The organism is Sphaerisporangium melleum (assembly GCF_014646695.1).
GTDB classification, from domain to species: domain Bacteria; phylum Actinomycetota; class Actinomycetes; order Streptosporangiales; family Streptosporangiaceae; genus Sphaerisporangium; species Sphaerisporangium melleum.
In genome coordinates, this window is sequence record NZ_BMNT01000032.1 from 19,990 (window position 1) to 34,458 (window position 14,469).

Annotated in this window: 13 protein-coding genes; 8 read left to right on the forward strand and 5 right to left on the reverse strand. The window is 71.9% G+C overall.

What is annotated here, in order from left to right:
* Positions 1 to 37 precede the first annotated feature (37 nt).
* Genes IEY93_RS26030 through IEY93_RS26040 form a run of 3 tightly spaced genes read left to right on the forward strand, consistent with a single transcriptional unit; the run spans position 38 to position 2,954 of the window.
* The gene (locus tag IEY93_RS26030; protein ID WP_189165754.1) at positions 38 to 367 is read left to right on the forward strand and encodes a hypothetical protein; all 330 of its coding nucleotides are present in this window, start codon (positions 38 to 40) and stop codon (positions 365 to 367) included.
* On the forward strand, positions 364 to 1,743 hold the full coding sequence (locus tag IEY93_RS26035) for an ATP-grasp domain-containing protein (RefSeq protein WP_189165755.1): 1,380 nt from the start codon (positions 364 to 366) through the stop codon (positions 1,741 to 1,743). The genes IEY93_RS26030 and IEY93_RS26035 overlap by 4 nt, the downstream gene beginning before the upstream one ends.
* The gene (locus IEY93_RS26040) at positions 1,740 to 2,954 is read left to right on the forward strand and encodes a GNAT family N-acetyltransferase (RefSeq protein ID WP_189165756.1); all 1,215 of its coding nucleotides are present in this window, start codon (positions 1,740 to 1,742) and stop codon (positions 2,952 to 2,954) included. Before IEY93_RS26035 ends, IEY93_RS26040 begins: the two co-directional genes overlap by 4 nt.
* Positions 2,955 to 3,146: 192 nt before the next feature.
* On the opposite strand, the gene IEY93_RS26045 is transcribed toward IEY93_RS26040, so the two are convergent.
* Positions 3,147 to 3,425, reverse strand: a complete 279-nt coding sequence (locus IEY93_RS26045) for a hypothetical protein (protein ID WP_189165757.1) — start codon at positions 3,423 to 3,425, stop codon at positions 3,147 to 3,149.
* Between IEY93_RS26045 and IEY93_RS26050 the strand changes: the two genes are divergently transcribed.
* The gene (locus IEY93_RS26050; protein ID WP_189165758.1) at positions 3,424 to 4,602 is read left to right on the forward strand and encodes an MFS transporter; all 1,179 of its coding nucleotides are present in this window, start codon (positions 3,424 to 3,426) and stop codon (positions 4,600 to 4,602) included. The genes IEY93_RS26045 and IEY93_RS26050 overlap by 2 nt on opposite strands.
* A gap of 183 nt (positions 4,603 to 4,785) precedes the next feature.
* Here IEY93_RS26050 and IEY93_RS26055 read toward each other — a convergent pair whose 3' ends face one another.
* Positions 4,786 to 5,376, reverse strand: coding sequence for a DsbA family protein (locus IEY93_RS26055; RefSeq protein ID WP_189165759.1), 591 nt, complete (start codon positions 5,374 to 5,376; stop codon positions 4,786 to 4,788).
* A gap of 332 nt (positions 5,377 to 5,708) precedes the next feature.
* Here IEY93_RS26055 and IEY93_RS26060 point away from each other — a divergent pair, with 332 nt between their 5' ends.
* Positions 5,709 to 6,848 (forward strand): hypothetical protein, encoded by a 1,140-nt coding sequence (locus tag IEY93_RS26060; protein ID WP_189165760.1) that lies wholly within the window; start codon positions 5,709 to 5,711, stop codon positions 6,846 to 6,848.
* Between the two features lie 54 nt (positions 6,849 to 6,902).
* Here the strand turns inward: IEY93_RS26060 and IEY93_RS26065 are convergent, their stop codons facing one another.
* The gene (locus IEY93_RS26065; RefSeq protein ID WP_203968874.1) at positions 6,903 to 7,637 is read right to left on the reverse strand and encodes a GNAT family N-acetyltransferase; all 735 of its coding nucleotides are present in this window, start codon (positions 7,635 to 7,637) and stop codon (positions 6,903 to 6,905) included.
* A gap of 289 nt (positions 7,638 to 7,926) precedes the next feature.
* On the opposite strand from IEY93_RS26065, the gene IEY93_RS26070 reads away from it, so the two are divergent.
* From IEY93_RS26070 to IEY93_RS26080, 3 genes are all read left to right on the forward strand, one after another.
* Entirely contained in the window at positions 7,927 to 8,943 is a 1,017-nt protein-coding gene (locus IEY93_RS26070; RefSeq protein WP_203968872.1) for a LacI family DNA-binding transcriptional regulator, read from the forward strand.
* A gap of 420 nt (positions 8,944 to 9,363) precedes the next feature.
* A complete protein-coding gene (locus IEY93_RS26075; RefSeq protein WP_189165763.1) occupies positions 9,364 to 10,905 on the forward strand; it encodes a cellulase family glycosylhydrolase in 1,542 nt (513 codons plus the stop codon).
* 393 nt (positions 10,906 to 11,298) lie between these two features.
* Positions 11,299 to 12,549 carry a glycosyl hydrolase gene (locus tag IEY93_RS26080; RefSeq protein WP_189165764.1) on the forward strand — a complete coding sequence of 417 codons (1,251 nt, stop codon included), beginning with the start codon at positions 11,299 to 11,301 and terminating at the stop codon, positions 12,547 to 12,549.
* Positions 12,550 to 12,657: 108 nt separating this feature from the next.
* Here the strand turns inward: IEY93_RS26080 and IEY93_RS26085 are convergent, their stop codons facing one another.
* Positions 12,658 to 13,884, reverse strand: coding sequence for a cellulose binding domain-containing protein (locus tag IEY93_RS26085; RefSeq protein WP_189165765.1), 1,227 nt, complete (start codon positions 13,882 to 13,884; stop codon positions 12,658 to 12,660).
* A 112-nt stretch (positions 13,885 to 13,996) separates the two neighbouring features.
* On the reverse strand, positions 13,997 to 14,469 hold a 473-nt coding region (locus IEY93_RS26090; protein WP_189165766.1), incomplete at its 5' end, for a cellulose-binding domain-containing protein.

The following is a 14,469-nucleotide window of genomic DNA, read 5'->3' on the forward strand; positions in this document are numbered from 1 at the left end:
ACGTATTGACTGGGCATAGGGCAGAGGAGATGGTTTGATGCTCGCAAGCGTGACCGATGGCGTCGGATTGCGCGAGGCTCCTTCGGTCATGCCATTCGCCGAGGCCGGCCATGCCGTTCGCGTGTTCGTCTCCGTGAGGCGGGGGGCCGGCGAACCACGGCCTCGCGCCATCGCGGCGTGCGCGCCCGCCTTCCCGATCACCGGTGCTGATCTCGGTTCCGTCGTCACGGGATTCTCCGGCCGGCGCGCCGGTCCGCGTTCCGGCGGCCGTCGCCCGCGCCTGCGGCGCTGGACACCCCCCGGCACGTTCCTCGCCCTGAGCGCTATCCACCACCGGCTGACACCTGTTCAGGGAATGACATCATGACCATTGATTCGAGTTCGTCCCGCCCGCCGGCCATCCTGTTCATGGGCGACATGGTGATCGTCGCCAGGCAGCTCCGGCTCATCACCGAGGCGCACCGCCGGGGGTACGCCCCGCTGCTGGTCGTCACGCCCGACACCGACCCCGAAGAGCTCGCGGCCTGCCGCGCCGACAGCGCGCACCCGCTGTCGCTCCTCGCGGACGTGGTCAACGTCGCCGAGCCGAAGGTCGACCTGGTGGTGCCCGCCATCCAGCCGCTCCTGCGGCGCTACGACGTGCGCGGCGTGCTGTGCATCGGGGACTTCTTCGTGGAGCCCGTGGGCATGGTCGGCGCCTGCCTCAACCTGCCGGGCGCGGGGGCGGGCGCCAGCCGCACCAGCCGCAACAAGCTGCTGCAGCGCACCGCCGTGCCGCACCTGTCGCCGGACTTCCGCGTGGTCACCCCCGAGAGCCGCGCGGACTTCTCCACCGACGACATCTCCTTCCCCGTCGTCGTCAAGCCGGTCGGGCGCTTCTCCAGCCTCGGCGTGCGCCAGGTGAAGACCGCCGAGGAGCTTCCCGCGATCCTCGCGACCTACCCCGAGGACGAGACCGTGCTCGTCGAGAGCCGTGTGGTCGGGCCGGAGTTCTCCGTCGAGGCGCTCACCCAGAACAGCGAGGTCATCTGGGCGGGCGTCACCGGCAAGGCCACCAACGAGTCCACCGGCATCTTCTTCACCGAGATGGGCCACACCTCGCCGGCCCGGCTGCCGGAGGAGGACGTCAAGGCCCTGCTCGACGCCAACGCCGAGGTGCTGCGCCGCATCGGCTTCGGCGACGGCATCACCCACGCCGAGTTCCGGCTCTCCGAGGGGCGCGCGGTGCTGATGGAGGTGGCCACCCGCCTGCCGGGGGACGGCATCACCTTCCTGTGGCACCTCGCCACCGGGCAGCCGCTGGAGCCCGTCATGATCGATCTGGCCCTGGGTGTGCCCACCTCCTACCCCGCCCCCCGCCGCCGGGCGTACCAGGTCTACCTGGAGCACCCCTACGGCAGCCTGGTCGACGTGACGAGCACCGGAGCCCCGGCGTCGTGGGTGTCGGTCGACAACAACTGGCCGGTGTTCGAGCCGGTGGACGCCGACGCGCCCCCGCGCGAGCACGCCGTCCTGGTCACCCAGCGGCCGGGGGCCACGCTCGGCCCGCAGACCGACTCCGAGGCACGCGCGGTCTCGGTCATCTTCGACGCCCCCCTGGACGCGCCCGCGGACGGCCTCGCCGAGAAGTACACCGCCACGGTGACCATCAGCGTGACGGACCCGGCGGCCGCGAGCGACGGGGCCGCCGCAGACGAGGGGAAGGCGGACCGGGTGCTCGCCGACGCCGGGAGCCGTTCGTGAGCGGCGTCCAGGTCGACGTCCAGCTGCCGGCCTTCGCCGGCGTGACGGGCGGCATGGACCCCGCCCGCTGGGACGAGCTCGCCGCGAACCGCTTCTACTCGTCGGTCAACTGGCTGCGCTTCTGCGCGGGGGACAGAGGCATCACCACCGGCGGTCTGCACCTCGCGGTGCCGGGCGCCGGAACGGTCGGCGTGCCGGTGACGGCCGTGCGCTCGATCGGCAACCCCTTCTACCAGTGGGACCGCATCCTCGGGGAGGCCGGGCTGCCCTCGCCCGGCCCGAGCGGGCTGCTCGTCGGCGCGCACCGGGGATACCAGACGAGCCTCCTCGCCTCGCCCGGCATCTCGCGCGAGCAGGCCGCCAAGGAACTCCTCGGCGGCCTGGAGGACCTGGCCGGCGAACTGTCCGCCACGGGCGCCGAAGGACTCCTCCCGCCCGGCGATGGGCGGGACAGGGTTCCCACGATCGCGATGTTCCTGTCCACCCAGGACGTCGTCGCGTTGCGCGCCGCCGGAGTGCGGACCATGCCGGTGGCGCTCCAGCCGGACGCCTGGATCCCGCTGCCCGCCGGCGGCGGCTGGGAGGAGTACTTGAGCTCGCTGCCCTCCAGCCGGCGGGCCGGGATGATCCGCAGGGACCGCAGGGCCTTCCTGCGGGCCGGGTACGAGGTCGTCCACACCACGCTCGGCGAGTGCTATCTGCAGGCCGCCGGCCTGCTGGCGTGCACCGAGCGCAGGTACGGGCACGATGCCGACGTCGAGGACCTCGCGGAGTCCATCCGCATCCAGGCCGACGCGCTCGGCGCGGAAGCCCGCGTGCTGCTGCTGCGACGCCCGGGGGAGGACCCCGTCGGGTACTGCCTCTACTACATGTGGGGCGACACGGTGTACCTGCGCGCGGCGGGGTTCGACTACGACCGGCTCGCCGGGGCCGCGGAGTACTTCAACCTCGTGTACTACGAGCCGGTGGTCGTCGCGGGTGAGAACGGCAAGCGCTGGCTGCACGCCGGCATCGAGGCCGCGGAGGCCAAGGTGCTGCGCGGCGCGGAGCTGCGCCCGATGTGGATGCTGGACCTGTCGCGTGACAGCGTGCTCGAAGGCCGCGACGACGACGTGCGCGCGTACAACGCGGCCACCGTGGCCCGCTGGAGCGAGTCGTCTCCAGCGGTCGCCAAGGCACTGGTGCGCGACCTGTGGGATCCGTTCTGCTGAGAGCCGCCGTGCGCCCTGAGCGGCGCTGACGACGCGGGGAACCGCGTGAGGTGAAGAAGTCCCATGGCCGGGTGGCCATGGGACTTCTTCGCGTCCAGGGCATGCCCGCGGCGCCGCGCGTGCGGGCCGCCGTGGCGTGCCCGGCCCCGATGGCAGGAAGCTGCCAAGGGCGTGCAGTTTGCTGCAGTCGATTCATCTGTTCCGCGGATCGTGGAGAGCGCAGAGTTGTTCCTGACAGCGAAAACTCCAGCGCCGATGAGAAGCCAAAAGCTCGGCCGCCACGATTTTGAAGGAATTAACGATGACCGTCTCCACGCTCCCGGTACCGGTAAGCAACGACAATTCAATGGCTCCGCCAAGGGAAAGCCGGGCGGCCAGGCTTCTCATCAACCAGGATTTCACGAAATTCCTGCTCTCCCAGATCGTCGCGCAGTTCGCGTCGAAAAGCCTCGCGGTCATTCTGCCGCTCATGGCGGTCATCACCTTCGCCGCCACCCCGACCCAGGTCGGCCTGCTGAACGCCGCGCAGTTCTTCCCGGTGTTCGTCATCACCCTCTTCGCCGGCGCCTGGCTGGACAGGCGCCAGCGCAGGCCCGCCCTGATCGCCGCCTACGTCGGCAACGCGATACTCGCCGCCGCTCTGCCCCTGGCCACCTCGCTCGGCATCGTCCACATCTACGTCCTGTTCTTCGTGGCCTTCGGCATGGGGTCGCTGATCGCCTTCTCCGACGTCGCCTACCAGGCGTACATCCCGAACCTCGTACGCGGGGACCAGCTCGTGCAGGCCAACAGCCGGCTGGAGGTGGCGTTCTCCCTGGCCATGGTGGGCGCCCCCGGCCTCGGCGGCCTGCTGATCGGCGCGCTCGGCGGCTCCACCGCCATGGTCTCCGCCGTCATCGCCTACGTCCTCGCCGCGATCGGCGTGCTGGCCATCCGGGCCCGTGAGAAGCGCGTCCCGGCGGCGGCGAGCGGCGGCGAGGGCATGCTGAAGCGGATCGCCGAGGGCATGAAGTTCACCGCCAAGACCCCCCTGCTGCGGGTGCTGACCCTCCAGGGCGCGTGGTTCAACCTCTTCGAGCAGTCGGTGCTCACCCTCTACCTGCTGTACGGCATCCGGGTCCTCGGCTTCTCGCCCCAGCTCGTCGGCCTCACGATGTCCCTCGGCGCGATCGGCGTGCTGGCGGGGTCGGCCGTCGCCCGGCTCATCGGTGACAAGCTGGGCGTGACCCGTGTGCTGATCCTCGGCATGGGCGTGGCGTCCATCGCCCCGGTCATCATCCCCTTCGCCGCCGGCTCGCAGGCCATGCTGATCGGCCTCACCACGCTGTCCTTCATCATCTACGGCGTCGGCATGACGGTGTTCAACATCTACGGCATCTCGCTGCGCCAGCGCGCCACCCCCAGCAGCATGCTGGCCCGGGTCTCGGCGACCTACCGGTTCCTCGCCTTCGGCGCGATCGGCATCGGCGGCATCGTCGGCGGAGTGGCGGGCGACTGGCTCGGCCTGCGCACCGCGATGTTCTTCTGCATCATCGCGCTGGCCGCCGGCTGGCTCGTCTTCGCCAAGGCCATCCCCAGCGCCATCACCCGGTTCCAGGAGTCCGAGCGCGACGCCGAGGCCGCGGAGGGCGCGCCGCAGGCGGCCTGAGGAGCCGCGACACGGCTCGGGAAGGCCGGAGACCAGGAAGGGAACTCCGGCTCCGGACCAGGAGACACCGGAAGCCGGGTGACCGGACGGACGCCGCAGGGGCGGAGGGATGATCCCTCCGCCCCTGCGGCGTCCGTCGACTCGTGCGAGCTGTCGTTCCTTGTGTCCGGTGCGGCGCCGGACCTAGCTCAGCGGGGCGCGCTCGCGCTTGACCTCGCTGAACACCGGCACCGTGGAAAGCAGCCGCATGGCCTCGATGAGCCGGTCGGCCTCGTCGGCAGGGGGAACGCTCGCGACCACCGGGCCGAAGAAGCCGGGCCCGTCGTCGATCGCGGTCACCGGGCTGCCGCTCTCGGTGCCCACCCGGGACTGCCCGAGACGGTGGCTCTCGCCGACCGGCACGTCGAACGCGGCGTCCTCCGCGGCGAGCAGCAGGTCCGACGGCAGCCCGGCCTCGTCCAGCGCGACGGCGAGCGTGTCCGGCGTGAGGTCCTCGTCCAGGACGTGCACCCGGTGCCCGAGGGCGGTGTACAGCCGGTCGACGGCCGGCTGGCCGAACCGCTCCTCGGCCGCCGCGAGCACGCGCAGCGCGGCGCGCGACTTCTGGTGCGCCTTGTGCAGCCTCTCGGGGATGTCCTTGCCCTCGTTGAGGATGGCCAGGCTCATGAACCGCCAGGTGACCGACTCGCCACGGCGGGTGGCGACGTCCCGGACCAAGCGTGAGGTGCGCCAGGTGAAAGGGCAGATGGGGTCGAACCATAGGGTGATGCTCACGGCGTCACATCCTGTCGTCGGCGTTCTGTGGATGTCGGCGACCACTGCCGCGGCCCGGCTCAGGCTCAGGCTGGCCCGGCGAGGTACCCGGGGCTCATCGTCCCACCCGGGCCGGCCGGTGTCTTATTCCAGAATGCGGCACCCGATGATCACGGTCGCCGGCGGCCGCCGCCGATGTACGCGGCACGGGCGCCGAGGCCCGCCAGGGGATGAAAAGTTCATCCACCGGGAGCCGGTGGCGAGCGTGACCGGGCTGATGATCAAGCCGCTACCGCCGCCGATTACGGATCGTGGGCGCGAAAGGGCGGCACCGCACGGCGGGGGAGTCCCTCATGGGCCAGGCCGTTGCCTTCCGCACGGCGCGGTGGGACGTTGTGCGCATGCGCCATGTCGTGTGGGGACGGTGGGGTGTGGCCGGTGTCCTGGCCGCGCTCGCGATCGTAGTGGTCACGGGGTGGCCGGCCGGCCTCCCCTCCGCCGGGGCCACGGCCGCCGGGGTCTACGCCAGTCCGACGCCGGTCCCCACCGGCGGCCCTGAACTGGTCTACGTGGCCAACACCCAAGGTCCGGTGACGGCCTACCTGGCCGGTAGCACGGGTTCCGTGCCGCCGGTGCGGCAACTGGCCGCCCCGGGCGCCCCGAACACCTACTGGGGGCCGTGGGGGATCGCCTTCGACACCCGCGGGAACGCCTACGCGCAGAGCTTCCTGTCGAACGCGACCACCTTCGTCTACCCCCCGGGCGCCACGACGCCGAGCCGGATCTTCCGCGTCGCCGGACCGGACTCCCGGGCGGTGGCGATCGACAGCGCGGGGTACGCGTACGTGGCGACCGGCCAGGCCGAGGCGATGATCGCGGTGGCCGCGCCGGGGGCGAGCGGCGTGGCCGCGAACCTCTACACGGTGCCCGCGGTACGCCAGATCCCGACCGACGAGTCGTTCCACCCGTGGCCGGGCGTCCTGACCACCGACACCTCCGGACATGTGATCGCCGCGGTGGTGCGCTCGATCGGCAACGCGGTGGAGTTCTTCAACGGCGGCCCATCGGGCGGCGCCACGCCGGTACGGGTCATCGCCGGGCCGCACACCGGCCTCGGCACCTGCTCCAGCACCTGCGACCAGGTCGCGGTCGCCTACTCCGCCTTCACCGGCCGGCTCTACGTCGCCGTCAGCCAGGGGCAGCAGACCCACATCAACGTGTACGCCGGCACCGCGAGCGGGGACGCCGCCCCGGTGCGGGTGATCTCCGGCCCGTCGACCGGCCTGGCCGGAAAGGTGATCACCGGCATCGCCGGCAGCCAGGTCGACGGCACCATCTACGTCCTCACCAAGGCGGCCGCGTTCAACAGCCCTGGCAGCATCCTGGCCTTCGACCGGCTGGCCGACGGCGACACACCGCCGCGGCGCGTCTTCACCGACGGCGGCACCGCCCTGCGCGACGGAATGGGCATCGCGCTGTCGACCGTCCGCTGACCGGTTATCTCCCGGGGCACGGCCCGGCGGGATCGGCGGCGTCGTCCGGGTAGGTCAGAAGGACAGCAGGCGGAAGGCGCCCGCGGTGCGGAAGCCGATGCGGTGATAGAGCGGTTCGCCGGCGGCGCTCGCGACGAGGGCGGCGGTGCGTACGCCCCGTTCGCGGGCCAGATCGAGCGCCGCCCGGGTCATGGCCGCGCCGATGCCACGTCGGCGATGCTCGGGCTGGGTGCCCATGAAGTACAGCACGAGCAGGTCGTGGCTCAGCCAGGCGACGGCGGTGCCCGCGATCCGGCCGTCATCGAGGCGACCGGCCAGCCTGACGACCGTGCCGTCTCCGGAGAACGCCTTCTCCCGCTCGATGGTGGCGGGTATGCCGTCCGGGCGGATCCCGGAGACGCGGGCGTAGGCCGTGACGAACTCCGGCAGATCGGTGGTCTCCGTGATGCGCAGTCCGGCGGGGACGGGCGCGGGAGCCGCCCGGTCGATCGCCACGGTCATGATCGGCATGTGCGCGACCTGGGCGGCGCCCAGGGAGAGCAGAGCGTCCGCGGTGCCGGCGTCGCTGTCCGGGCCGGCCCACCAGATCCGTGGCACATCGGCCAGACGCAGGCGGGCCTCGGCGAGCGCGTCCCGCGGAGCCGGTCCGCGCACGCGGAGCACGCCGTTGAGGGGCGCGTGCGGGACCTTGCTGCGGTAGGTCGGCAGGCCGGGACTCACAGGCGAGCCGATGTCCCACCCGAGCAGGTACGCACGGTGCGCGGCGAGGACCGTATCGAGGGCTGTCACGCCGACGATGGTAACGAGGCAGGTGAGAGCGCCCGCGCCCGCCATGGGTTTCGCCGCAGCGATCTCGAGAAGGCGCCCCCACCGAGCATCGCGGGACGTGTGGCGTGCACGGCAGATCATCCGTGCGGGGCGTCGTCATCGACCGGCCCAGACGGCGTTCTTTCCCGCGGCGCCACATCACCATAGGTTCACCAGAGGGACGACCAGGCGCCGCGGATCGGCTCCGGCGGCGCGCGGGCGGGCCGTCCGGGAGAATGAGCGGCGGATGCTCGGGAACGGGAGGGGTGCGGTGAAGCGGCCGACCATCGCCGAGATCGCGGCGCGGGCCGGGGTGTCGATCGGCGCCGTGTCCTACGCGCTCAACGGGCGGCCGGGGGTCTCCGCGGAGACCCGCCGGCTCATCCTCGACATCGCCGACGAGATCGGCTGGCGGCCGAGCGTGGCGGCCAGGTCGCTGTCCGGGTCCCGGGCGCACAGCGTCGGCCTGATCATCGCCCGCCCGGCGGACACGCTCGGTGTCGAGCCGTTCTTCATGCGGTTCATCGCCGGGCTGGAACGCGAACTGTCCGGGCGGCGCACCGGGCTGCTCCTCCAGGTCGTCGAGGACCACCGCGCCGCGATCGAGGCGATGCGGCTGTGCTGGGCCGAACGGCGCGTCGACGGCATGGTGGTCACCGACCTGTGGACGCAGGACGCGCGGATCCCGGTGCTGGAGGAGCTCAAGATCCCCGCCGTGCTGGTCGGCCGTCCGCGGCCGGGCACCGGCCTGCCCGCGGTGTGGACCGACGACGCGGCGGCCGTGGTCTCGGCGGTCGACTATCTCGTGGCGCTCGGGCACCGCCGCATCGCCCGTGTCGCGGGCCTGCCCGCACTGGAGCACACCCGGGTGCGCGTCGCGGCGTTCCGCGAGGCCGTGCTCGGCCACGGACTCGGCGAGCCGCGGGTCGTGCAGACCGACTACACCTGGGAGGAGGGCATGCGGGCCACGCGGGCCCTGCTGTCCCGGCGCGACCGCCCCACCGCGATCATGTTCGACAACGACGTGATGGCCACCGCCGCGCTCAACGTGGCGCAGGAGATGGGCGTCTCCGTACCGGACGAGCTGTCGATCGTGGCCGGCGACGACTCGCAGCTGTGCGTGATGGTACGCCCTGCCCTCACGGCGCTGGCCTGGGACATCCAGGCCTATGGCGTGCACACCGCACGAGTGCTGCTGGAGGAGATCGACGGCCGTTCCCCCGGCTCGCGGCAGGTCGGCACGGCCGGCCTGGTCGTCCGATCGAGCACCACCGCACCGCCTGTCTGACCGGATGACGGCGGGCCGCCTCGACGCCGTCCTCGCGCCCACCCCATCACCGGTCACGTGATTGCCTTAAGCGGTTAAGTGATCACGATCGGCATTCGCGCCGAAGACGGAGCCGAGGGACGGGACGACCGCCCGGCGCGAGTGGCCGTACGCAGGAGGCGGGCTGAAACTTTCTCGTCGCCCGCGAACGCGCGGCGATCTCCGGAGATGGCCTCCGTGGTGGCGGAGCCCGTGTGCCGCTGTCGTGGCGTGCGCGCCATATCGGACTGTGGCGATGGGTGACCGTTTGCTCGCGGAGCGTCCCTGGTGGGCCGGGGCGGCCCGGTGCCGGCCGCGCTTGACTTAAACCCTTAAGTAACACACCGTTCAGCCACAGCGCGCTCCCATCGACGGCCGTCTGGCACCAGCAAGGAGTCTTCGATGCAACTTCGTACCAAACTCGCGGCGGCCGTCGCGGCGGTACTGGCCGTGGCCGGTGTGTCCGCTGTGGCGCTCCCGGCCGCGGCGGCGAGCGGGTGCTCGGTGCAGTACAAGGTCGCCGGCCAGTGGGCGGGAGGCTTCCAGGGCGATGTGACGATCACCAATCTCGGTGATCCGCTGACCGGCTGGACGCTGCAGTTCGACTTCCCCGCGGCCGGTCAGACCGTCACCAACGGCTGGAGTGCGGACTGGTCGCAGTCCGGCGCGACCGTCACGGCCAAGAGCCTGAGCTGGAACGCCAACGTGGCCGCCAACGGCTCGGTGTCGGCCGGCTTCATCGGCACCTGGACCGGGAGCAACGCGGCCCCCACCTCGTTCAAGGTCAACGGCGTCACCTGTAACGGCGCCTCCCCGAGCCCAAGCCCGTCGCCGTCGCCGTCCCCCAGCCCATCGCCCTCACCCAGCCCCAGCCCCTCGCCGTCCCCGAGCCCGTCGCCGTCGCCCAGCCCGTCGCCCGGAGGAGCGGCTCCCGCCCTGCGCGTGTCGGGCAACAAGCTGGTGACCTCCGCCGGCCGGACCTACCGTCTGCTGGGCGTCAACCGGGCCAGCGGCGAGTTCGCCTGTGTGCAGGGCAAGGGCATGTGGGACAGCGGCCCGGTGGACCAGGCCTCGGTCAACGCGATGAAGGCGTGGAACATCCACGCGGTCCGCATCCCGCTGAACGAGGAGTGCTGGCTCGGCCTCAACGGCACGCCCAGCGGCGCCACCTACCAGCAGGCGGTCAAGGACTACGCGAAACTGCTGGTGGCGAACGGCATCACGCCGATCGTGGAGATGCACTGGAGCCGCGGCCAGTACACCGGTCAGGCCAGCGCCTGTTCCGACGTCGCGGCGACCTGCCAGAAGCCGATGCCCGACGCCCAGTACGCGCCGACGTTCTGGACGCAGGTGGCCAACGCCTTCAAGGGTGACAACGCCGTCGTGTTCGACCTGTTCAACGAGCCCTACCCGGACGCGTCGGCCAACTGGAACGCCACCCTCGCCTGGACCTGCTGGCGCGACGGCGGCACCTGCACCGGCATCGGCTACCAGGTGGCCGGCATGCAGTCACTGGTCAACGCCGTGCGGGCCACCGGCGCGACGAACGTGATCATGCTGGGCGGCCTGACCTGGTCCAACGACCTGAGCCAGTGGCTGACCTACAAGCCGAACGACCCCGCCGGCAACCTGATGGCCGCCTGGCACACCTACAACTTCAACGCCTGCTCCACCACCTCATGCTGGAACAGCCAGGTCGGCGCGGTCGCCGCGCAGGTGCCCGTGCACGCCGGTGAGATCGGCCAGGACTCCTGCGCCCACGACTACATCGACCAGGTGATGGCGTGGGCCGACGCGCACGGCGTCGGATACACGGCCTGGACGTGGAACCCGTGGGGCTGCGGCTCGGGCAACGTGCTCATCACGGACTACAACGGCACCCCCACCAGCACCTACGGCGAGGGCTACAAGGCGCACCTGCTCGGCCAGAACCCCCTCTCCTAGCCTCGCGGTCCGCCCTCGGCCACCTCTGCGCAGGGACCGAGGGCGGACCCGGCCGGGCCGGCGAAAAGACTCCTCCGCTCCAGGGGGCCGCCGGCGAAACTTACAGCGGGCCGCCGCCTCGCCGTGCCGCACCGGCCCGTCGACGGCGGACCCGCGCCGTCCGGCACACCGGCTGATGACGGCGGTGCCCTGACCGGAGCCGCGCGCGGAAGGCGAGTGCGCCACCGGGCCGGGCCGGCGGACGGCGGTGGCGGCGAGAGCACGGTCGCGTTGACACCGGTCACGGCCGGTGGTTAGCGTCGCGTCGCGATCGGAGAGAGCCGGGAACCCGGACCGGGCCACGGCCGGTCCGCACCGCCGTGCCGCGAGCCCTGAGCGGAGTGAGGCCGAGTCATGAAGCCCGGAAGAATCACAGCGGCCGCGTGCGCGCTCGCCGCGTTATGCCTGGCGTCGCCCATGGCGACGGCGCAGGCCGGCGGAGCGACCGGTACGCAGGCCGCGGCGGCCGTCTGCGCCCGGCCGCCGACGACCGCCAACCGTCAGGCGAGCCCCAAGGCCGTCGCCGTCCACCGGTACCTGTACTCGCTGACCTGCGGCACGGCACGGGTGGACGGGGTGATCTCGGGGCAGAACCTCGGGCACGGTTCGGAGGCCGCCGACACCTCCGGGCTGCTCGGATACCAACGGCTGATCGGCGGGCTCGCCGACCAGACCGGGCACCGCGTGGGCGTCGCGGGCGTGGACTACGAGCATGACAAGATCTTCACCCCGCGGCAGCTCGCCGTGGCCGACCAGGTGCTCATCGACCACGCCCGGCGGGGTGGTCTGGTCACCATCAACTTCTCCCCGCAGAGCCCCTGGCTGAACGACGAGTCGGACATCGCGGCGAACCCGGGCGTCTGGACCAACACCCGGACCGACAACGGCCAGCTCGACGGCGTCCGGCTCGCCGACATCCTGGATCCGGGCAGCCCCGCGGGGCGGGTGTGGCAGCGCAAGCTCACCCGGGTCGCCGACGCGCTGACCCGGCTGCGCGACGCCGGCGTCGTGGTGCTGTGGCGTCCGATGCAGGAGATGAACGGCTTCTGGTTCTGGTGGGGCACCACCCTACAGAAGGACAACGCGGCGATCTACGTCCGGCTGTGGCAGGACATGTACCGCTACTTCACCCAGGTGCGGCATCTGGACAACCTGCTGTGGGTGTACTCCCCGTCGGCCTACCCTCCGGACCCCGCCCAGCAGACCGCGCTGAACATCCGGCCGGCCGCGTGGGCCTACCCGGGGGACGGCTACGTCGACGTCGTCGCCGGCACCTCCTACGACGACGACCTGCTCATCCCGAACCACCGCGACCACCTGCGGCTGCCGGAGGTCATCGCGATGGCGGAGTACGGCGCGGGCCTGTCCGGCGCGCACGTCCTGGCGGGTGACTTCGACACCACGCGGTACGCCACGCGGCTGCGGCAGGACTATCCCGCCGTCGCGTACTGGGTCTCCTGGCACGACTACTACCTGTCGGCCACCGAGATCACCCACCTGTCGCTGGCCGGCAACCGGAACGCCGCGGCCCTGCTTGGCGACCCATACGTGATCAACAGTGATCGCATCGCCGTCCGGCCGGGGCCGGCTCCCGGCCGCTCCTGAGACCTGTTCACGGCAGGCGGACGCACCGCCGAGTGCCGGCCGTCCGGCGCCTGTTCGGGGCGATCGCGCTGCCGGCGCCGTTCATCGCGCGTTCGCCCCGAGGCGGCGCTAGCGGAGGTAGGCGGCCAGCCCGAGCCGTTGGTCGCGCACCGCGGTGGCGACGAGGCCGGCGATCTGGCGGGCCCCCGCGGCTTCGAAATGGGTGTGGTCGTTGGCGAAGAAGGCGCCGACCGGGCCGGAGGTGTAGTCGCCGTTGAACGGGCAGAAGCGCAGGCTGTTGTAGAGCGTGTAACTCAGCTTGTGCAGGTCGATGACCGGAGCCCCGGTGGCGGTGCCGACGGCGAAGGTGTCGGTGAGGTATCCGCGGTTGGGGGTGGCGGTGCTTCCGCTGCAGGTCAGCGCGGCCGAGGGGGTCAGGAGTACGGGGTTGGCGCCGCGCTGTTGCGCGGCGCGGACCATGGTGGTGAGCAGCTCGCGGTAGCGGGCGGCGCCGACGTGGCGGGGGCAGGTGGTGGAGCCGTCGTTGATGCCGAACTGGATGAACAGGTAGTCGCCGGCCTTCATGCCGGTGGCGGAGTCGAGCATGGACTGCCATCGGGCGGCGTAGGCGGTCGAGCTGAGCGCGCACTCGCCGTTCGCGTTCATGCGGTCGGTGACGGCCGACTCGTACAGCCAGGTCTGCACGCTGCGGCCGCCGACGGCGTTGTTGACCACGGTGGCGTTGGTGGTGAGGTACTGGCCGAGTTCCCGGCCCCAGCCGACGATGGGGGAGCCGGAGCTGTTGGCGACGGTGGAGTCGCCGGCCAGCCAGACGCTGATCCGGCTCGGCGCCGGAGTGACGCTCGGCGTCGGGCTGGGGCTCGGCGTCGCGCTTGGGCTTGGGCTCGGGGTCGGGGAAGGGGTGGGGGTGGTGACCCCGCCCGTGCAGACGACACCGTTGAGCGTGAAGCCCGCCGGCGCCGGGTTGGCGGAGGTCCACGAACCGTTGAACCCGAAGCTCACCGACGCGTCCTTGGCGATGGCGCCGTTGTAGGCCTCGTTTCGGGCGGTGACGGCGGCCCCCGCCTGCGTGACCGCCGCGTTCCACGCCTGGGTGACCTGCTGCCCCGCAGTGAAGGACCAGGTGAGGGTCCAGCCGCTGATCGGGTCGCCCAGATTGGTGATCGTGACGTCCGCGCCGAACGCGCCGCCCCACTGGTTGGTGATCCGGTAGGTGACGGCGCACCCGGTGGCGGCGTCGGCGGACGACGCGCCCGCCACCCAGGTCAGCGCTCCGGTCAGCGCGGCCACGGCCGAGGTGATCAGGGCGGTGGCTCCTCGCCGGAACGTGCTCATGCGCAATCTCGCTTTCTCGGACGTGGTGGTCCGCCGGACCACGTGACGACGATCCGCTCGCTCACGATGGCCGCCGCACCCGCTCGTGGCGCGGCGGCCGGTGCCGCCGGGCTCATGCGACCCGGCAGCCGGCGCCGTTGAGGGTGAAGGAGGCCGGCGCGCTGTTGGCGCCGTTCCATGACGCGCTGAAGCCCACGGTCGCGGAGGCGCCAGGGGCGAGCGCCGGGCCCCACTCCGGGCCGGTCACGGTGACGGACGCTCCGGCCTGGGAGAACGTGCCGTTCCATCCTTGGCCGATCTGCTGCCCGTCGGTGAACGTCCAGCGCAGCGTCCACGGGTTCAGGGTGCCGCCGCCGGTGTTGGTGACCCGGATGTCGCCCTGCGCACTTCGCAGCCGGTCGCCGGGCCGCTCGGCGTGGGGCTGGGCGATGCCGAAGGCGTGGGGGTCGGGGACGCGGAGGGGGTGGGGGTGGGTGATGCGGAGGGCGTCGGGGTGGGGGTGGCGGGCGGGGAGAGGTACTGGGCCACGATCGGCGCCAGCCGGGCCGCGATCGCACGGTGCCCGGCGTCGTTGGGATGGACGTT

What these genes read in the sequence shown, in the direction of transcription:
- IEY93_RS26030 (WP_189165754.1), top strand. Translation starts at nt 38, where the DNA reads ATGCTCGCAAGCGTGACCGATGGCGTCGGATTGCGCGAGGCTCCTTCG.
- IEY93_RS26035 (WP_189165755.1), top strand. Translation starts at nt 364, where the DNA reads ATGACCATTGATTCGAGTTCGTCCCGCCCGCCGGCCATCCTGTTCATG.
- IEY93_RS26050 (WP_189165758.1), top strand. Translation starts at nt 3,424, where the DNA reads ATGGCGGTCATCACCTTCGCCGCCACCCCGACCCAGGTCGGCCTGCTG.
- IEY93_RS26045 (WP_189165757.1), bottom strand. Translation starts at nt 3,425, where the DNA reads ATGAGCGGCAGAATGACCGCGAGGCTTTTCGACGCGAACTGCGCGACG.
- IEY93_RS26060 (WP_189165760.1), top strand. Translation starts at nt 5,709, where the DNA reads ATGGGCCAGGCCGTTGCCTTCCGCACGGCGCGGTGGGACGTTGTGCGC.
- IEY93_RS26075 (WP_189165763.1), top strand. Translation starts at nt 9,364, where the DNA reads ATGCAACTTCGTACCAAACTCGCGGCGGCCGTCGCGGCGGTACTGGCC.
- IEY93_RS26080 (WP_189165764.1), top strand. Translation starts at nt 11,299, where the DNA reads ATGAAGCCCGGAAGAATCACAGCGGCCGCGTGCGCGCTCGCCGCGTTA.
- IEY93_RS26085 (WP_189165765.1), bottom strand. Translation starts at nt 13,884, where the DNA reads ATGAGCACGTTCCGGCGAGGAGCCACCGCCCTGATCACCTCGGCCGTG.